The organism is Clostridioides sp. LIBA-6822, assembly GCF_056688955.1.
In genome coordinates this window covers 2,629,958-2,647,066 of record NZ_CP196995.1, presented here as the reverse complement: position 1 = coordinate 2,647,066, position 17,109 = coordinate 2,629,958, and the positions used below count along the sequence as shown (strand labels likewise).

Genomic DNA, 17,109 nt, shown 5'->3' with positions numbered 1-17,109 from the left:
GAATAAGAATATGGCACAACCATTAGAATACGCAAAGGAATACTCACAAGCTCTAGCACAGGCTTATCCATATGTACTATATTTTGGAGAATTATATGCTACAGAAAATAATAATAGATATAGATGGACTGGTTCTAAAACAATAGAAATACCAACTATAAGCACGACTGGGAGAGTTGATTCAAACAGAGATACAATAACAGCAGCTCAAAGAAATTATGACAATGCTTGGGAGTCTAAACCATTAACTAATCAAAGAAAATGGTCAACATTAGTTCATCCAGCAGATATTGACCAAACTAATTATGTAACTTCAATAGGTAATATTACAAAGGTATATAATGAAGAACAAAAATTCCCTGAAATGGATGCTTACTGTATATCTAAAATATATGCTGATTGGATAGCTCTAGGTAAAACAGCAGAGACAACTGCTCTTACAACAGCAAATATCTTAGAGGTTTTTGATAAGTTAATGGAAAAAATGACAGAAGCTAGAGTACCTGCTGTTGGAAGAATATTATATGTTACACCAGGAGTTGACACTTTAATCAAGAATGCAAAAGAGATACAAAGAACTGTAAATATAAAAGATGGAGGGACTTCTCTTAATCGTCAAACAACTGATATTGATTCAGTTAAGATAGTTAAAGTGCCATCTAATCTTATGAAAACAGTATATGACTTTACTACTGGATGGAAAGCAGGTGCAGGAGCTAAGCAAATATTTATGTCTTTAATACATCCAAGTGCAATAATTACACCAGTTTCTTATCAATTTTCTACATTAGATGAACCAAAAGCAGTTACAGAAGGTAAATATTTATACTTTGAAGAGAGTTTTGAGGATGTATTTATATTAAATAAAAAAGCTGATGCAATACAATTTGTTGTTGAAGGAGCTGGAGCATAATGGCACAAGTAAGGAAATTAAATAGAATATTAACTATAGAAGAATGTAGAATAGATGATTTTTTAGAGATGGGATATGATTTGATAGATGAAACTGGTAAGGCAATAAAGTATGGTAAGTCATTAAATATAAAAGATTTGGTAGCTGAAAATAATATTTTAAGAAATAAAGTTGAATCGTTAGAAGAAGAAAATAAGAAGCTTAATGAGAAAGTAAAAGTTTTAGAGGAAGAAAATAGTCAATCTACAGAAAAAGCAGAACTTACAGAAAAAAGTAAGACTAAAAAGTAGGTGGATGTTATGAAAAAAGAAGCTGATAATGTGATTGACAGTATAGAAAAAAGACTCGAAGGGTTTGGATATGTTCTAAAGGATGGAGATAAATGGTTAATAGATTTTGTAAAAGAAAAGATAGAGAATATAATTAAACTTGATTGTAACATAAATGAAATTCCAAAAGAATTAAAAAATATTGAAATAGATATAATAGTTGGTGAGTTTTTATTTACTAAAAAAAATATGGGTCAATTAGATATAGAAAGTCTTAATTTTGAAGTTGTAGAAAAGTCTATATCAGAAGGTGATACAAAGGTAGATTTTGCTATAGGGAGTGGCTCACAAACACCCGAACAACGATTTGATAGTCTTATAGTATACCTTACTACTTATGGTAAAGATAAAATATTAACTTTTAGGTGTTTAAGATGGTAAGCAAATCAAGGAAAGCAATAGAACTGTTATATAGAGATAAATGTACTATAGTTGAGTATCAGCCGATTAAAGACCCTGTAACAAAACGAACTAATAATAAAGAAGTAGTTGTATTAGAAAGTCAACCTTGTAAGCTTTCATATAAAAATATTGCATCAGCTACAGATGGAAAAGTAGCTAAGCTAGAGCAAACTATTAAACTCTTTATATCTCCAGATATAAAAATTAAAGCAGGTTCAAAACTTATTATAAATGATAAAGAGTATGTAAGAAGTGGAGAATCTGCTATATACCCTAATCATCAAGAATTAATATTAGAATTACTTAAGGATAAAGCTTAATGGCTAGATGGGGCAGTGTTGATTTTAGAGAGTTTAAAAGAGCTTGTAAAAGGATGGAGAAGCTTACAAAGATTGATTTAGATAAGTTTTGTAAAGATGCAGCAAGAGAATTAGCAGCAAGGTTACTAGGAAAAGTAATTAGAAGAACACCAGTTGATACAGGATTTTTGAGAGAAGGTTGGAGCGGAGTAGCTTACGCTAGGTCGCTTCCTGTTTACAAACAAGGTAATAATTATATTATAGAAGTTGTTAATCCAACAACATATGCAAGTTATGTTGAATTTGGTCATAGAACTAAGAGTGGTAAGGGATGGGTTAAAGGACAACATTTCTTAACTATTTCAGAGATGGAACTACAAAGTCAAGTTGATAAGATTATAGAGAAAAAGTTATTAATATTACTTAAAGGAGTATTTGATGCTTAATAATATTATAGATGGAATATCTGTTAAATTAGATGGGACATTTGGAGAAAAATATACAATTTATAGTGAAGATGTAGAACAAGGTATAAATGAACCTTGTTTTTTTATTGTTCCTTTAAATCCAAGCAAGATACCATACCCAAGCGGCAGGACATTAAATAAGAACTCATTTGATGTACATTATTTTCCAAAAAGTAATGATAAATCATTTGAGATAAATGAGATAGCTGAAATGTTGTTGGAGGAATTAGAGTATATAGAAATTGATGGAGATTTAGTAAGAGGTACGAATATGAACTTTGAAATTATAGATAATGTACTTCATTTCTTTGTTGATTATAACTATTTCACTATAAAAAGTAATGATACAGAAAAAATGAATGGAGTTGAATTGTTTGGCGGTCTAAAGAGAGGTGATGATTTTGAGTAAAACATTAAGTAAAGAAGATAATTACAAATTTACTAAGGAACAGATAGTTAATTCTAAGAAGTATGTAAATAGAAAAGATTTATTAAATGCAATTTTAAAAGAAAATGAGTTATATTCTTTCTTAGAAGTAGAGGATAGAATAAATAATTTTATGAAAGGAGTGAGTTAGATGGCTTTAGGTGGAGGAACATTTATAACACAAAATAAGGTACTGCCTGGTGCCTATATAAACTTTGTAAGTGCTGCAAGGGCAACAAGTACATTATCTGATAGAGGTATTGTTGCAATGCCACTTGAATTTGATTGGGGTATTGATGAAGAAGTATTTCAAGTGACTAGTGATGATTTTGAAAAGTATTCAACAAAGTTCTTTGGATATGATTACACTCATGAGAAACTGAAAGGACTAAGAGACTTATTTAAAAATATACGATTAGGATACTTTTATAAACTAAACAAAGGAGTTAAAGCTAGTTGCACTATTGCTATAGCTAAATATAGCGGAATAAGAGGTAATGACTTAAAAGTAATAGTTACAACAAATATAGATGATAACACTAAATTTGATGTTGTAACACTTTTGGATAATAAAAAAGTAGATACACAAATAGCTAAAGTCATTACAGATTTACAAGACAATGACTATGTTAGTTGGAAGAAGGATGCAACACTAGAAGCAAGTGCAGGACTTGTATTTACAAACGGGACTAATGGAGAAGTAGTTACAGGGACAGAATATCAAGCTTTCTTAGATAAAATAGAAAGCTACTCATTTAATGCACTAGGATGTTTGGCTACAACAACAGAGATTAAAAGTTTGTTTGTAGAATTTACAAAGAGAATGAGAGATAAGGTAGGAGCTAAGTTTCAAACTGTATTATATAAGAAAAATGATAGTGATTATGAAGGTGTAGTATCTGTAGAAAATAAAGTTAAAGATACTGGATTATTAGAGTCTAGTTTAATTTATTGGACTACTGGAGTTATAGCTGGATGCGATATAAATAAATCTAATACAAATAAAAATTATGATGGTGAGTTTGATGTAGATGTTAATTATACTCAAATACAGTTAGAGGAAGCTTTAAAAACTGGTAAGTTTATATTTCATAAAGTTGGTGATGAAGTTCATGTATTAGAGGATATAAACACTTTTGTTAGTTCTACAGATGATAAGAATGATGATTTCTCAAGTAATCAAAGTGTTAGAGTATTAGACCAAATTGCTAATGATATAGCGATTTTATTTAATGATAAATATCTTGGTAAAGTTCCTAACGATAAGGCAGGAAGAATAAGTTTCTGGAATGATGTTGTTAAGCATCACAAAGAATTAGAAAATATTAGAGCAATAGAAGATTTTAAAACTGATGATGTTTTGGTGGAGCTTGGAAACGATAAGAAAACAGTTATAGTAAGTGATGCAGTTAAGGTTATTAATGCTATGAGTAAGCTTTATATGACTGTTTCTGTTAGTTAGAAGAAAGCTAGAAAGGAGAGTGTTAAAATGGCTAAAAATATTACTATGAAGTCAAAAGATGCAATAAGTGCATCTTTGGCAGAATGTTATGTTACCATAGAAGGAAAAAGATATTTTCTTATGCAGTGTGTAAAGGTAGAAGCTAAGTTTAAAAAGAATAAAAGTAAGATACCAATTTTAGGTCAAACAGGAAAAGGGAACAAAACAACTGGATGGGAAGGAACAGGAAGTGCAACTACTCATTACAATACTTCTATCTTTAGAAAACTTATGTTGAGATATAAAGAAACTGGAGAAGATATATATTTCGACATGCAAATTACTAATGAAGACCCTACATCTGCTGCAGGTAGACAGACCATTATATTAAAAGATTGCAATATAGATGAGGTCACATTGGCTAAATTTGATGCAGATAGTGAATATTTAGATGAGGATATAGATTTTACTTTTGATGATTGGGATATGCCAGAAGAATTTAAAATTTTATTAGGTATGATATAGAATACACATTTATAAATTATAGATGTGTGTTTTTTATGTAAAAATTAAAATAAAAAGGAGAATTAAGAAATGAGTAATTTAAGTGCTTTTTTAAGTCAAAATGCAATAAAAAATGAGAATGTAATGTATGTGGCAAGTGATAGATTTTTAGATGAAGAAAGAAAACCAGTCGAATGGGAATTAAGAGTTTTATCTTCTGAGGAAGATGAAGTATTAAGAAGAAATTGTACCAAAAGAGTGAAAGTGATTGGCAATAATGGGAAACACACAGGTCAATACACTAGTGAAATTGACTACAACAGTTATGTAGCTGAATTATGTGTGGCATCTACTGTATTTCCCGATTTGAAAGACGTTGAGTTACAAAATAGTTATGGAGTAATGGGAGAAGCTCAGTTATTAAAAACAATGCTTACAGCAGGAGAATATGTAAATTACACTGTAAAAGTGAATGAGGTTAATGGATTTGATACAACTTTTGAAGATAAAGTAGAAGAAGCAAAAAACTAATCAGAGGTGGCGATTTTGATGCTAGCATAACTCATTATTGTATTCAAAAATTAAAGTGGAAACCTAGTGAATACTTGAATTTAGAAGTTAATGAGAGAGCATTAGCAGCCGCCTCAATACTTGTTAAAATAGAAGATGAAGAAGAAGCAATGAAAGAAGCTGAAAGAGAGAAAAAGAGAGGTAGAAGAAGATAGAACTTAAAGATTAAATTGGCATAGTCACATACTAATATATGAAAATGTTACAATTTTGGAAATAGATGGATATGTATGTTGTATAGTATAATGTAGATAATATATCACCAAGTAAAAAACAACAAATAAATCTAAATTATGAGGGGTGTGGCTATGGAGAAAAAGACTTTAAAAACAATATGTATATTTGCTTTTGCAATTGGAATGATAGTTCTATTTTGTTGCATAGGCTTAGGTCAAATTAGTGCAGATTATCTTATTAATCAAAATGGTGTAATAGTGGATGCTAGTAAATATGATATTTATTTAGAACAATCTATTTCACAATATAGAAATGTTGGTTCTATATTAGCTTTATTAGGAGGAATAGGAATACTATTTGATAGAAATATTAAAAAAGATTAAAAGAGTGCATTTTCATTAAGATAAAAATTAATCTTTATTTAGGATGTGATGAATGATATGGCAAAAGAAGTATTTACTGTAAAAATGACACCATTAGAAGCTCACAATATTATAAAAGAAAATTTTGATGCAGATTTAGTTTCTGTCGATATTTATAATTTGAAAAATGATAAGTCTATAATAGTTACAATCTTTGAAAAATACTATGCAAGAAGCAATAGTGACGCAGGTTTGGTAGTGATTTGTGAAAATATTACAGGAAAAACACTTGTTAAAATCACCTCAACTGGTAGTGCGATTGGGTTATTTCAGATTGATTGGGGAACAGGTGATAATTTGATTAAAAGAATACAAAAAATACTTATTGATTATATTATTTAACTGTTTTATGTAGATACTTTTAGGTTGGTATGGAATTCGTACTAACATATTAATTAATCATTAAAACTAAATAAACACAGAAAGCACTTATTTTTGAAGTAGGTGCTTTTTATTGAAAAAATAGAAAATAAAATAAAAAGTAATATATAGGAAAAATATGTAAGAATTATATGTTATAATGATTATAGCAAGAAGATGCAACCTACAATTTATAGAGTGGAGTTCATGTACCAAAAAATTATCCTCCCAACATTGATAAGGGAGGTGAATATACATGGATAATTTTTTACAGGGCGTACTAGCAAGTTTAGTTGCCAGTTTAATAGTTTACTTAACTAGTAAGTTATTTAAAAAAGTAAAAAGCCACTCAAACACGACTAAGAGTGACTTTGACTTTAAACTTACAATCAAGTTTAAAAGAAATAAACATTAATTTTTAGAACTTCACTCTAGTTTCAAATAGATTGTAGTTCTTCTTGCTTTTATTATACCACAATAAAAAAATTTTAACATTAATTATTGTCAAAACTGACAATAATTAATGTTAATTTTTATAAACAATGATAATGAATCTAAATTAATGAATAAATCTAATTGTAAAAATTGTAAATAAGAAAGCACTTACTTAAATGGTAGGTGCTTTTGTTTTGCCAAATTATGCTATAATATTGAGTGAGATGAGTAATTTGTGGGGGAATTTTACAATGTGGATATTAGTACCAATAATAACAATAGCATTACTTATAATAGCTATTTCTTCTATGCAATATATTTTAGTTATGATAGCTTTTTTGTTGATTATATATTCTTTTATAGAAAAGAAAATAGTTATGGGTTTTGTGTCAGTTCTTTTTTTCACTTATTCAATTTATCTTTGTGCAACGTGGGAAGATAAAACCTTGATAGCAGATAATAAAGTTGAGACTGTTAAAGTACAAAGGGAAATTGTAGAAAGAGAAAAGGAAATGGAAAGAAGAAGAATACAAGAAGAAGTAGACAAAGAAAGATATATTGAAAAACATGGAATGGAAATATCAGAAAAGGATTTAAAAGTTAAGCTAGAGGCTTTAGTACCTCAAGAATACAAGGGAAAGAAATACGAATTAAAAGTAGGAAAATTTAAAAGATATCGTATGTATTTTGATTTAACTGTGCAAAATGAAAAATTTAGCAATTCTGAAGAATGTAAAAAGTTTGTAAAAGAAATTGCTAATGCTCTTAAAAAAATTAAAATAGCTAAGGCCAACTTTGAATTTCATTCAAAAGATGATGGTGGTATATATAATTCTGTTTATATTGATTATTTTAGAAACATACAAAATAATGTAGATAATGTTGAAAATTTAGAATTCAATGAATTTGAACTTAAAACTGAACAAGAAGAGAAGCAAGAACAAGAAAAAATAGAACAAGAAAAAAACAATTACAATAATTACATTCAAAGTAGTGGAATTGACCCACTAGATAGAATAAAGAAACTAAAAGAGTTGTTAGACTCAGGTGCAATTACACAGGAAGAATATAATAAAAAGAAAAAGGAATTATTAGAATAGATAATATAGTAAGCACTTACAAACATGTAGGTGCTTTTGTTATTCAATAAAGTAGAGGAGATTATATTAACATTGTACTATTAGATATATTTAAGTACATGTATTATGATTAATTAGATATTTAATGAAAATAAAGGTAAACCCATATTTTATGTTGAAATATATTATAAAATAAAAAAATATGGAGGATTTAGGAAATGAAAAGATTTTTTTTATTAATTATATTATGTTTACTAAGTATAGGAGTAGTTGCATGTTCCTCAAATGATGATGAAGAAGACTACGATGATGTACCTAAGATAGAAAAAAAGTCTAATCCAAATGAAATAGATGGAATTAGAATTACAGTTAAAGGTGTTTCAAAAGAAGAAATGAAAGGCGATTATGATAAAGATGGAACTCCTAATAAAAATGGAGAATATTTTGGTGTAGGGTCAGATGCAAAAAAGGCTGCTGATTATGAATATAAAGTTGTAAATGTAAGTGTAGAAAATACAACAGACAAACCTGTAAAATTGTTTGAAGCTGGATGGAATGCAGATGGTACAGATTGGGATAAAAAAATTAAAGATATAAAAGTGACTGATAAGTTAGATAATAAAGAAGTTCCAGCACATGATAAATTTGATGCACAAGTTAAAATATTAACTGAGAAGAAGATGAATGTCAAAGAAATCGTATTAAAATATAATTTAACAAATTATACGAATTTAGAAGAAGCAATGGAATATGGAGACAATGGAGCATCTGAAGAAGATTCAAAAAAGAGATATCCAGAACTTTACAAAGAAAACTGGATAGAGTTAGGGACAATAAAATTTGAATAAAGATTTAATGTGGTTTTGAAACAAAAATTAGGCACTTACTTTTATGGTAGGTGCTTTTGTTTTGCTCAAAATTGGTCGGTTGAGTAAAATAATTAGAAAAAATTAGTAAAAACTCTTGATTTATTGTACGTACTATAATATAATTTGAGTACGGACAATAAAAAGAGAGGTGATTAGATGTCCAGTAAATTAGGCAGACCACCAAAAAAAGACTCTAAAAAACTGAGATTTGAAGTTAGACTTAACCAAGAGCAAGCTGATGTGTTGAATGAATGTGCTGAAAATCTTAAAATATCTAAAACAGATGTTGTAATTAGAGGAATCGAATTGGTGAAAGAGAAGCTTGAAAAAAACAAATAAAAAACAGCCGCTGCACCGACCAAAGCACTTGCGACTGTTTCCCAAAGAAGTTACCTTCTATGAAATATATTCTATCATAGTAAGGTACTTCTTTCAAATCAATTTAAGGAGGAATTTACTATGAATGAATTAATGAATTTTGAAGGAAAAGAGATTGAGATATTTGAATATAATGGGCAAGTTTTATTTAATCCATATGATTGTGGTGAATGCTTAGAACTTACTGAAAGTGGAGTAAAAACAGCAATAAATAAAATGAATGATAAGCAAGTGATAAAACTTACAAATTCTAAAGTTGCTAAGTACAACTTTAGAAAGTTACATAATACAGGTGAAAATTTTTTAACTGAAAGTGGAGTATATAAGTTAATATTTAAATCTCAGAAAGAAGAAGCAGAAAAGTTTCAAGACTGGATAAGTGATGAAGTATTACCTCAGATTCGACAACATGGTGCATACATAACTAACAATGCTAATCCAGATAAGTTGAGAGAAAAAGCAGGTGAGATTGAAAAATTACAACTGGCTTATAATAGTACATCTATGTTAAAAGAGTTGCTAGACAATGCAGGCTTTGACAATAAATCTAAGTTACTAACAGCTAAAACATTATATAAAAAAGCAGGAATTGATTTACCTATAGAAATTGAAGAAGATGAGTCTTTCTTTGATACAAAACAGATTGCATCTAAACTAAAAATATATTCTAAGAGTAATAAACCAGCACAGATGGCTGTTTGTGAAATCATTAAAAAGATTGATTTAGAAGATAGTGAAGTAAAAGGAGTTTGGGAAACAAATGGTTCTTGGACTGGTACTGTAAATAAGTATACAGAAAGTGTAATAGATAAGGTTAAGTGTTGGATAGAGGAAAATAGTAAGCCTGCTAAGATACAAGGTGAGAAGAAGAATTATCATGTGGTATACAAAATTGAGTAAATTCTATTGTATTAAATAATTTATTTTAGTTTAGTTTTGAGGGGGATTAATGCAATGTATGAGAATTTACTTGATATGGATAGGATAGAACTTATTAAAGAACTTGGAAGTATCTTTGAAAAGATGAAAAATGAAAATCCAGAAAGATTTTATAGATTTGTAAATTTAGTGAAAGAAGAAGGTAGGAAATCAGAAGAGAAAGAGAATAAATAACATAGATAAAGCACTTGGATATTATGTTGTTTCAAGTGCTTTATATGTTAAAAAATGGTATAATGGAAATAGAGAGTTATATTAACTAAGTGGTATGTAAATACATATATTAATGTCTTTTCCAGCCGATTTTATACCGTTTTATATTAACTAAGTGGTATGTAAAGATGAATGCTTAGTGCAAAAGTGCTATCGAATAGGAAATTTTATATTAACTATGTGGTATGTAAAGCACAACTATTATAACATAAAACTTAGTAAACAACTTAATTTTATATTAACTATGTGGTATGTAAAGGTATCATCTTTGTAAGGCAGAGGTGGAATATATAAGGTTTTATATTAGCTATGTGGTATGTAAAGAAGTTTATATTTATAGTAATATTATTACTTTCTTTAGTTTTATATTAACTATGTGGTATGTAAAGTTAAATTCTTTTACTATTAAACTTTCCATAACTATTATTTTATATTAACTAAGTGGTATATAAATTGACTTTCATATGCTCTTTTATCAGCTTCTGACATAAGTTTTATATTAACTAAGTGGTATGTAAAGATACTTAGCAACTTGATTTCCCACATTTTCCATAAAGTTTTATATTAACTATGTGGTATGTAAAGATATAAACAGCTACTTCACTAGGTGTATATTTTATTCGTTTTATATTAACTATGTGGTATGTAAAGTTTTTAGCACTTTTTATATCCTGCTCCAACTGAGGTGTTTTATATTAACTATGTGGTATGTAAAGTTCAATAAAGCTGTTGCAAAGCTTTGTGCTAGGGTTAGTTTTATATTAACTATGTGGTATGTAAAGGGTGGAACAATTATATTTCCTTCCTCATTGATGCTGGGGTTTTATATTAACTATGTGGTATGTAAAGGAGAATTAATTGTTATTATGTCTGTGCTTGGTGCATTGTTTTATATTAACTATGTGGTATGTAAAGTAATATTTGTTGCAGTTACCAAAAAGTTAGTTTCATCATTTTATATTAACTAAGTGGTATGTAAAGTACTTATTTTTATCCCATAAGTCTTTTAATCCTAGCATTTTATATTAACTATGTGGAGAAAAACTAAATAGAAAAAGAAAGCACTTACTTAAATAGTAGGTGCTTTTGTTATTCTTTGTTAGATAAAGTAACAAGTTCATTAGGTGTACATTCAAGAACAAGACAAAGCTTTTCGAATAAATCTAATTTTATAGAACTTGTTTCATTGTTAGCTAATTTCATCATGTTAGGATAAGCTATACCTACTTCTTTAGCTAACCAATATCTAGTTTTGCCTCTTGATTCAAGCAATTTATCAATATTAAAATACATTTTTTCACCTCTTAAGTATATTATACACTGGCTATATAATGTTTGCAATATATAATATGCAAATAATATAATTATGTAATGTTGACATTATATAATGTATACGATATAATATACTTAAGGAATAAAAAATAAGAGCCACTCGCCCCTACCAAGTTTGAGTAACTCTTATTGACATATACTACATATGCATTAATTATAGTATATGCCATTCCTTAAAAAAAATCAATTAAGGAGTGTGTTTTTATGAACAATTTAGTATTAATTAACAATCAAGAGTTGCAAGTTAAAGAGTTTAATAATCAAAGAGTTGTGACATTTAAAGAAATTGACAAAGTACATGAAAGAGTAGAAGGAACAGCAGGTAGAAATTTTAGAGAGAATAAGAAACACTTTATAAAAGATGAGGACTATTTTTATTTAGAAGGAAAAGAATTATCAACAATTAAACAGACAACGAATTTCGTTGGCAGTAATGCAAGAGAATTAATCTTATTAACTGAAACGGGTTATCTAATGTTAGTAAAATCTTTTACAGACGACTTAGCATGGAAGGTACAAAGACAATTAGTAAATAGTTATTTCAGAGTAAGAGAAGAAATAAAAACATTAGAAGCAGTAAATGAGTCAATTAAATTGATAACTCCAATCTTTGAAGATTTAAAAATTGATAAAAGTATGCAATTTCTTGTTGCTAAAACATTTTTCAAAAAAGCAGGAGTTGATATCCCACTTGAAATTGAAGAAAAGGAACATTTTTATGATACAAAGCAGATTGCAAAAAAATTAGGACTTTACACAATGTCTAATAAACCAGCATTTATGGCAGTTAAGCAAATTATAAGAAAGCTTGATATTAAAGAAGATGAAATGAAAACAGTATTAGAAACGAATGGCAATTGGACTGGTACTGTAACAAAATATTCTAATAAGGTTACAGAAAAGGTCAAAGTGTGGTTGAAAGAAAATAATAATCCTATCTCAATCAAAGGAGACAAGAAAAACTACTATATATTGTATAAAAATAATTAGATTTTAGTTTAGTTTTGAGGGGGATTAATAAAATGCGTGAGAATTTACTTAAGGAGTACAATTTAAAAACTGATGAAGATGTAGAGTATTTTGTGAAGTTTGCTAATGCGTTATATGAACTAAAACAAAATAGTGAAGAAAAATTTCAAGAATATGCAGAGATATTGAGAGGTATTCTTAGAGAACAAGAAGAGAGAAAAAATAAGTAAAATAATATGGATAAAGCACTTGGATATTCTATTGTTTCAAGTGCTTTGTCTGTTAAAAAATGGTATAATATAGGAAAGAGTTTTGCAGTAAGCGATTTTTCTACTCAAGTATGCTTTAACAGTTGAAATATAAGGCATCGAGAAGGTTTGATAAGTGTTATCAATTGCACTACTCATGGTTCACTGCAAATTTGAGAGAGTTGTATATGTGTAGGTATTGAAAATGCTAAGTTTATTTTGGGATTTTATATTAACTATGTGGTATGTAAAGTACCTTGTGCAATTAAACTAATTCCAACAATCATCACAATTTTATATTAACTATGTGGTATGTAAAGTAATCATAGTCGCACATAATGTCACATTAGCTCTGCATTTTATATTAACTATGTGGTATGTAAAGGCAAAATGATTGTAAACTGCTACTGCTATAAACAAATTTTATATTAACTATGTGGTATGTAAAGTCAGATAATTGACCATCATTTATCATTGCTAATCGTATTTTATATTAACTATGTGGTATGTAAAGAGTAGCTATTGTTGCCGACAAAGTAGCTCCATTTGAACATTTTATATTAACTATGTGGTATGTAAAGTTAGAAAACATGTCTGATTCTCTATCTTCAACTACACATTTTATATTAACTATGTGGTATGTAAAGCCAGCTAGACTTGCTCCTACTACTGCTTTTCCTATTCATTTTATATTAACTATGTGGTATGTAAAGAATTTATAACATTCTTCTTTGCTAGACATTAGTATAATTTTATATTAACTATGTGGTATGTAAAGAATGACCAGTACAAATGCGAGGTTGGCGATGATAAAATTTTATATTAACTATGTGGTATGTAAAGAATATTATAATTGCATTATTTTTAATTGAAGTCCAAGTTTTATATTAACTAAGTGGTATGTAAAGCTTACTGCATCTGCTAAATTTGAACCAAATACAGTATCAAATTTTATATTAACTAAGTGGTATGTAAAGTGAAATGCTGGACTACTAAATAAATCAATTAACCCAATTTTATATTAACTAAGTGGTATGTAAATTATTGAGCTGCAACTTGTCTCCATGTCGCTTCTGCTGATAATTATATTAACTAAGTGGTATGTAAATGCCTAAAACTGTTTATCACAACTTAGGTATGTCACTCATTTTATATTAACTATGTGGACTCAAAATTAAAAATAATGAAAAACACTTACTCAGGTAGGTGTTTTTTAATTGAAAGGATGTGATAATAATGTAAAAATTTTACTTATATAGTATAATAATCTTATAAAATTATTGTACTAGGGGGATTTGTTATGTTTTGTTCAAACTGTGGTTATGAGATAACTGGTGCAGGAAAATTTTGTTCAAACTGCGGAACGCCTGTATTAGTAAATACAGTTAACAATGATGATTTCTTTATAAATATTCATGGAAAAGAATTAAATCTGACTAATATTTATAAAGAAACTAAAGGAGATAAAATTTTAGCAATTGATGTTGTAATGAGGCTACTAGAGCTAGACATAAAAGAGTGTAAAAATATTATATATCCAGCTTTTAAAGAATTAAAAGAGTTAAGTGAAAAAATAAATATTGAAGAAGAAAAAGACGAATTAAGGGAAGATAACTATAAAAAATTTAATGAATTTGAGAATGATAATGTAGCACGTTGCCCCAAATGTGGTTCTGTTTCATTATCTGCTCATAAAAAGGGGTTTGGTATAGGAAAAGCTGTAGCTGGAGCAACTGTTGTAGGAGGACTTGGTTTAATGGCAGGCAACTTAGGTGCAAAGAAAGTTAGAGTTACTTGTTTAAATTGTGGGAAACAGTTCTGGGCGTAAATAAATGACTAAATATAAATTTATAAGCACTTGCTTGAAAATAGGCAAGTGCTTTTATTGTGGCATGAAAGAAGGTGAGAAAGTGGCAACAATACAAACTTCTATAAAAATATTTGATGGAATGACACCCGCTTTTCGTAATATGACTACATCTATTAATACGACAATTAATAGTCTAGAAAGACTACAAGGGAGATTGAATAATCCACTCAACACAGGCGGGATACAGACATCTCAGCAGAGTTTAAACAATATAGAAAGTATTCTCACAAGGATAGAACAGAAAATTGGAAAAAATACAAATGAACAAGAAAATTTTAACAATAGTATAAAACGAGGAAGTGAAGCAAGTTCTGTATTGGTTTCTAGGCTTAAAAATATCGCAGGTATGTACATTGGAATAAAAGGAATAGAAAGTATTACAAAAGCAGCAGATACAATTGCAAGTACAAAAGCACGTTTAAATCTAATGAATGACGGATTACAGACAACAGAACAACTTAATAAGATGATTTATTTATCAGCTCAAAGTGCTAGAGCAAGTTATGCAGATACAGCAGCACAGGTATCAAAACTGGGGATACTTGCAGGAGAAGCGTTTGGAAGTAGTGCAGAAGTTGTAAAGTTTGCAGAGTTAATGAATAAATCATTTGTAATTGGAGGAACATCAGCATCAGAAGCAAGTGCTGCAATGTATCAGCTTACACAAGCAATGGCAGCTGGTAAGCTTCAAGGAGACGAGTTTAGGTCTATTATGGAAAATGCTCCACTTCTAGCTACTAAAATAGCTGAATCTATGGGTAAAGGTAAAGAAGCATTAAAAGATTTATCTCGGACAGGAGCTATAACGGCAGATGTAGTGAGAAATGCTTTGTTTAAAGCAAGTGCTGAAATAGAAAAGAAATTCGAAAGTATGCCAATAACCTTCAGTCAAGCACTTATTATGATGAAAAACGACGCTTATATGATTTTTTCTGAGACTCTCGGGAAGATAAGTGGAGCATTACAAAGTGTTAGATTTAGTGAGATTGTTGTATCTATGCGGAATGTTATGATTGCAATATCTTCGAATATTTACGATACACTGAATATTATAAAAAACATTTTAAATAGTGAATTCTTCTCAAACTTGGTGCAAGGATTTACATTAGGAGCTGTATTGATAATTAAAGGTCTTGGAGGAATTACTAATGCAGCACTAAATGTTGCTAATGTGTTTGCCCAAAATTGGAGCATGGTTGCACCTGTTATATATGGGGTGATAGCAGCAATTGCGATATATAAAGGAGTATTACTTGCAAGTACAATTGCCACTACGGTAGCATCTTTTGTAAATTCATTGTATGCAGTAGCTGCATATAAAGCTTGTGCAGCTTTAGCAGCACAAGAATTTGCGATATTCGGAAAAATATCTGCGCAAACCATGGAAGCTTTGGTAACAGCACAAGCAACAGCAGCACAATGGGGATTTAATGCAGCATTATTATCTTGTCCAATTTTTTGGATAATAGCAGGTATTATAGCATTTGTAGTAGTAGTTTTTGTTGCAGTAGCAGCAATAAATAAATTTGCAGGTACGTCTTTGACTGTGTTAGGAGTAATTGTAGGTGCTGTATTTTCAGCAGTAGCAGCAATACAAAACGTAATGATATGGCTACTAAATGGTTGCATAGCTATAAATGAAGGAATTGCAAATGGATGGAATCAGTGTGTGTATTTTATGAAACAAGCTATTGCAAAGGGTGTAATCTTTATAATAGAAAAAATGGCAGCATTGAATGACTCTGTGAATAGTGCTGGAAATGCACTTGGAAAAGCCTTCATAGACGGGGCAAATATAGCAATCAGAGGAGTAAATAAGCTTGTTGATTTACTAAACAAAATTCCTGGAGTGGACATTGGGAAAGTAGGAGAAGCAACATTCACACCAGTCAAGGCAGATAATAGCACAATCAAAAAACAAATTGCAGATTTAAACAAATGGGTAGGAGATGCACCAGAAAAAGTGACACTAGAGAGAATGGGCTATAAGGATATTGGAGCAGCATTTGAGAAAGGAAATGCACTTGGAACTAAGTGGCAAAATGCTATAACTGATAAATTTAAAGATACTTTTGATATAAATAAGATGTTGGAAGATGCAAAGAAAAAATTAGGATTAGACGACTTATGGGATAAAAAATACGGACTTGGTGATGGAATTGGTTCAGCAGGGCTTAATTCTCCACTTGGGGATGCCGCCAAAGGAGCAAAGGACACAGCAGGAAACACTGCAAAAATGGCAAAAACAATGGATAAAAGTCAAGAAGACCTTAAATATCTTAGAGATATTGCAGAACAGGAAGTAATCAATAGGTACACAGGAGTAAATATTAAAATTGACATGAACAATACAAACAACATAAATAGTGATACAGATGTTGACGGTATAGTTAATGTCTTAACTGAGAAACTGAATGACGCTATGGTTGTATCAGCAGAAGGTATAGTTTAGGAAGGAGGTGTGTA

The 17,109-nt window shown here is 29.4% G+C and carries 24 protein-coding genes and 1 CRISPR repeat array; of the genes, 23 read left to right on the top strand and 1 reads right to left on the bottom strand.

Translation table 11 applies throughout. From position 1 onward, the window contains the following. The first annotated feature begins 10 nt into the window (after positions 1 to 10). The 18 genes from ACTG48_RS12680 to ACTG48_RS12595 all read left to right on the top strand — a co-directional run bounded on the left by ACTG48_RS12680 (position 11) and on the right by ACTG48_RS12595 (position 10,185). Positions 11 to 913 (top strand): hypothetical protein, encoded by a 903-nt coding sequence (locus ACTG48_RS12680; RefSeq protein ID WP_021385818.1) that lies wholly within the window; start codon positions 11 to 13, stop codon positions 911 to 913. Continuing rightward, complete coding sequence (locus ACTG48_RS12675; RefSeq protein WP_021385810.1) at positions 913 to 1,203, top strand: hypothetical protein; 291 nt, start codon at positions 913 to 915, stop codon at positions 1,201 to 1,203. The genes ACTG48_RS12680 and ACTG48_RS12675 overlap by 1 nt, the downstream gene beginning before the upstream one ends. 9 nt (positions 1,204 to 1,212) lie before the next feature. Further along, entirely contained in the window at positions 1,213 to 1,623 is a 411-nt protein-coding gene (locus ACTG48_RS12670) for a hypothetical protein (RefSeq protein WP_479917029.1), read from the top strand. Further along, a complete protein-coding gene (locus tag ACTG48_RS12665; protein ID WP_168346847.1) occupies positions 1,617 to 1,964 on the top strand; it encodes a hypothetical protein in 348 nt (115 codons plus the stop codon). Before ACTG48_RS12670 ends, ACTG48_RS12665 begins: the two co-directional genes overlap by 7 nt. Then, complete coding sequence (locus ACTG48_RS12660; RefSeq protein WP_479917028.1) at positions 1,964 to 2,389, top strand: HK97 gp10 family phage protein; 426 nt, start codon at positions 1,964 to 1,966, stop codon at positions 2,387 to 2,389. The genes ACTG48_RS12665 and ACTG48_RS12660 overlap by 1 nt, the downstream gene beginning before the upstream one ends. Next, a complete protein-coding gene (locus ACTG48_RS12655; RefSeq protein WP_479917027.1) occupies positions 2,382 to 2,819 on the top strand; it encodes a phage tail terminator family protein in 438 nt (145 codons plus the stop codon). The genes ACTG48_RS12660 and ACTG48_RS12655 overlap by 8 nt, the downstream gene beginning before the upstream one ends. Continuing rightward, on the top strand, positions 2,806 to 2,988 hold the full coding sequence (locus ACTG48_RS12650) for a hypothetical protein (protein WP_479917026.1): 183 nt from the start codon (positions 2,806 to 2,808) through the stop codon (positions 2,986 to 2,988). Before ACTG48_RS12655 ends, ACTG48_RS12650 begins: the two co-directional genes overlap by 14 nt. Next, positions 2,989 to 4,299: a phage tail sheath family protein gene (locus ACTG48_RS12645; protein WP_479917025.1), complete on the top strand. Its 1,311-nt coding sequence runs from the start codon at positions 2,989 to 2,991 to the stop codon at positions 4,297 to 4,299. Positions 4,300 to 4,326: 27 nt separating this feature from the next. Beyond that, positions 4,327 to 4,803, top strand: a complete 477-nt coding sequence (locus ACTG48_RS12640) for a phage tail tube protein (RefSeq protein ID WP_479917024.1) — start codon at positions 4,327 to 4,329, stop codon at positions 4,801 to 4,803. Between the two features lie 69 nt (positions 4,804 to 4,872). Next, positions 4,873 to 5,313 carry a phage tail assembly chaperone gene (locus ACTG48_RS12635; RefSeq protein WP_479917023.1) on the top strand — a complete coding sequence of 147 codons (441 nt, stop codon included), beginning with the start codon at positions 4,873 to 4,875 and terminating at the stop codon, positions 5,311 to 5,313. A gap of 347 nt (positions 5,314 to 5,660) precedes the next feature. Beyond that, positions 5,661 to 5,912, top strand: coding sequence for a hypothetical protein (locus tag ACTG48_RS12630; protein WP_479917022.1), 252 nt, complete (start codon positions 5,661 to 5,663; stop codon positions 5,910 to 5,912). Positions 5,913 to 5,969: 57 nt separating this feature from the next. Continuing rightward, a complete protein-coding gene (locus ACTG48_RS12625) occupies positions 5,970 to 6,293 on the top strand; it encodes a DUF6054 family protein (protein WP_479917021.1) in 324 nt (107 codons plus the stop codon). 274 nt (positions 6,294 to 6,567) lie between these two features. Next, on the top strand, positions 6,568 to 6,726 hold the full coding sequence (locus ACTG48_RS12620; RefSeq protein ID WP_021369367.1) for a type I toxin-antitoxin system toxin: 159 nt from the start codon (positions 6,568 to 6,570) through the stop codon (positions 6,724 to 6,726). 271 nt (positions 6,727 to 6,997) lie between these two features. Further along, complete coding sequence (locus ACTG48_RS12615) at positions 6,998 to 7,846, top strand: SHOCT domain-containing protein (protein ID WP_479917020.1); 849 nt, start codon at positions 6,998 to 7,000, stop codon at positions 7,844 to 7,846. A 197-nt stretch (positions 7,847 to 8,043) separates the two neighbouring features. Continuing rightward, on the top strand, positions 8,044 to 8,673 hold the full coding sequence (locus tag ACTG48_RS12610) for a hypothetical protein (RefSeq protein ID WP_479917019.1): 630 nt from the start codon (positions 8,044 to 8,046) through the stop codon (positions 8,671 to 8,673). 177 nt (positions 8,674 to 8,850) lie between these two features. Then, positions 8,851 to 9,033 (top strand): hypothetical protein, encoded by a 183-nt coding sequence (locus tag ACTG48_RS12605; protein ID WP_479917018.1) that lies wholly within the window; start codon positions 8,851 to 8,853, stop codon positions 9,031 to 9,033. Positions 9,034 to 9,153: 120 nt separating this feature from the next. Next, positions 9,154 to 9,972: a BRO-N domain-containing protein gene (locus ACTG48_RS12600; RefSeq protein ID WP_479917017.1), complete on the top strand. Its 819-nt coding sequence runs from the start codon at positions 9,154 to 9,156 to the stop codon at positions 9,970 to 9,972. 54 nt (positions 9,973 to 10,026) lie between these two features. After that, complete coding sequence (locus tag ACTG48_RS12595; RefSeq protein ID WP_227851781.1) at positions 10,027 to 10,185, top strand: hypothetical protein; 159 nt, start codon at positions 10,027 to 10,029, stop codon at positions 10,183 to 10,185. Positions 10,186 to 10,258: 73 nt separating this feature from the next. Continuing rightward, positions 10,259 to 11,205: a CRISPR direct-repeat array (repeat unit 29 nt; unit sequence GTTTTATATTAACTATGTGGTATGTAAAG). Positions 11,206 to 11,313: 108 nt separating this feature from the next. Here ACTG48_RS12595 and ACTG48_RS12590 read toward each other — a convergent pair. Further along, positions 11,314 to 11,517, bottom strand: coding sequence for a helix-turn-helix domain-containing protein (locus ACTG48_RS12590; RefSeq protein WP_479917016.1), 204 nt, complete (start codon positions 11,515 to 11,517; stop codon positions 11,314 to 11,316). Positions 11,518 to 11,760: 243 nt separating this feature from the next. Here ACTG48_RS12590 and ACTG48_RS12585 point away from each other — a divergent pair, with 243 nt between their 5' ends. From ACTG48_RS12585 to ACTG48_RS12565, 5 genes are all read left to right on the top strand, one after another. After that, positions 11,761 to 12,546, top strand: coding sequence for an ORF6N domain-containing protein (locus ACTG48_RS12585; RefSeq protein WP_479917015.1), 786 nt, complete (start codon positions 11,761 to 11,763; stop codon positions 12,544 to 12,546). A gap of 32 nt (positions 12,547 to 12,578) precedes the next feature. Further along, positions 12,579 to 12,755: a hypothetical protein gene (locus ACTG48_RS12580; RefSeq protein WP_479917014.1), complete on the top strand. Its 177-nt coding sequence runs from the start codon at positions 12,579 to 12,581 to the stop codon at positions 12,753 to 12,755. Between the two features lie 584 nt (positions 12,756 to 13,339). Beyond that, a complete protein-coding gene (locus tag ACTG48_RS12575; protein WP_479917013.1) occupies positions 13,340 to 13,495 on the top strand; it encodes a hypothetical protein in 156 nt (51 codons plus the stop codon). 578 nt (positions 13,496 to 14,073) lie between these two features. Further along, positions 14,074 to 14,601 carry a zinc-ribbon domain-containing protein gene (locus ACTG48_RS12570; protein WP_479917012.1) on the top strand — a complete coding sequence of 176 codons (528 nt, stop codon included), beginning with the start codon at positions 14,074 to 14,076 and terminating at the stop codon, positions 14,599 to 14,601. Between the two features lie 82 nt (positions 14,602 to 14,683). Further along, positions 14,684 to 17,095, top strand: a complete 2,412-nt coding sequence (locus tag ACTG48_RS12565; protein WP_479918795.1) for a tape measure protein — start codon at positions 14,684 to 14,686, stop codon at positions 17,093 to 17,095. Positions 17,096 to 17,109: the final 14 nt, after the last annotated feature.

Excerpts from the sequence above, each read along its gene's own strand:
- ACTG48_RS12640 (WP_479917024.1), top strand. The coding sequence starts at position 4,327 with ATGGCTAAAAATATTACTATGAAGTCAAAAGATGCAATAAGTGCATCT.
- ACTG48_RS12580 (WP_479917014.1), top strand. The coding sequence starts at position 12,579 with ATGCGTGAGAATTTACTTAAGGAGTACAATTTAAAAACTGATGAAGAT.
- ACTG48_RS12615 (WP_479917020.1), top strand. The coding sequence starts at position 6,998 with ATGTGGATATTAGTACCAATAATAACAATAGCATTACTTATAATAGCT.
- ACTG48_RS12585 (WP_479917015.1), top strand. The coding sequence starts at position 11,761 with ATGAACAATTTAGTATTAATTAACAATCAAGAGTTGCAAGTTAAAGAG.
- ACTG48_RS12660 (WP_479917028.1), top strand. The coding sequence starts at position 1,964 with ATGGCTAGATGGGGCAGTGTTGATTTTAGAGAGTTTAAAAGAGCTTGT.
- ACTG48_RS12655 (WP_479917027.1), top strand. The coding sequence starts at position 2,382 with ATGCTTAATAATATTATAGATGGAATATCTGTTAAATTAGATGGGACA.
- ACTG48_RS12630 (WP_479917022.1), top strand. The coding sequence starts at position 5,661 with ATGGAGAAAAAGACTTTAAAAACAATATGTATATTTGCTTTTGCAATT.
- ACTG48_RS12595 (WP_227851781.1), top strand. The coding sequence starts at position 10,027 with ATGTATGAGAATTTACTTGATATGGATAGGATAGAACTTATTAAAGAA.
- ACTG48_RS12670 (WP_479917029.1), top strand. The coding sequence starts at position 1,213 with ATGAAAAAAGAAGCTGATAATGTGATTGACAGTATAGAAAAAAGACTC.
- ACTG48_RS12570 (WP_479917012.1), top strand. The coding sequence starts at position 14,074 with ATGTTTTGTTCAAACTGTGGTTATGAGATAACTGGTGCAGGAAAATTT.
- ACTG48_RS12605 (WP_479917018.1), top strand. The coding sequence starts at position 8,851 with ATGTCCAGTAAATTAGGCAGACCACCAAAAAAAGACTCTAAAAAACTG.
- ACTG48_RS12600 (WP_479917017.1), top strand. The coding sequence starts at position 9,154 with ATGAATGAATTAATGAATTTTGAAGGAAAAGAGATTGAGATATTTGAA.
- ACTG48_RS12635 (WP_479917023.1), top strand. The coding sequence starts at position 4,873 with ATGAGTAATTTAAGTGCTTTTTTAAGTCAAAATGCAATAAAAAATGAG.
- ACTG48_RS12575 (WP_479917013.1), top strand. The coding sequence starts at position 13,340 with ATGTGGTATGTAAAGTTAGAAAACATGTCTGATTCTCTATCTTCAACT.
- ACTG48_RS12590 (WP_479917016.1), bottom strand. The coding sequence starts at position 11,517 with ATGTATTTTAATATTGATAAATTGCTTGAATCAAGAGGCAAAACTAGA.
- ACTG48_RS12625 (WP_479917021.1), top strand. The coding sequence starts at position 5,970 with ATGGCAAAAGAAGTATTTACTGTAAAAATGACACCATTAGAAGCTCAC.
- ACTG48_RS12680 (WP_021385818.1), top strand. The coding sequence starts at position 11 with ATGGCACAACCATTAGAATACGCAAAGGAATACTCACAAGCTCTAGCA.
- ACTG48_RS12610 (WP_479917019.1), top strand. The coding sequence starts at position 8,044 with ATGAAAAGATTTTTTTTATTAATTATATTATGTTTACTAAGTATAGGA.
- ACTG48_RS12650 (WP_479917026.1), top strand. The coding sequence starts at position 2,806 with ATGATTTTGAGTAAAACATTAAGTAAAGAAGATAATTACAAATTTACT.
- ACTG48_RS12620 (WP_021369367.1), top strand. The coding sequence starts at position 6,568 with ATGGATAATTTTTTACAGGGCGTACTAGCAAGTTTAGTTGCCAGTTTA.
- ACTG48_RS12645 (WP_479917025.1), top strand. The coding sequence starts at position 2,989 with ATGGCTTTAGGTGGAGGAACATTTATAACACAAAATAAGGTACTGCCT.
- ACTG48_RS12675 (WP_021385810.1), top strand. The coding sequence starts at position 913 with ATGGCACAAGTAAGGAAATTAAATAGAATATTAACTATAGAAGAATGT.
- ACTG48_RS12665 (WP_168346847.1), top strand. The coding sequence starts at position 1,617 with ATGGTAAGCAAATCAAGGAAAGCAATAGAACTGTTATATAGAGATAAA.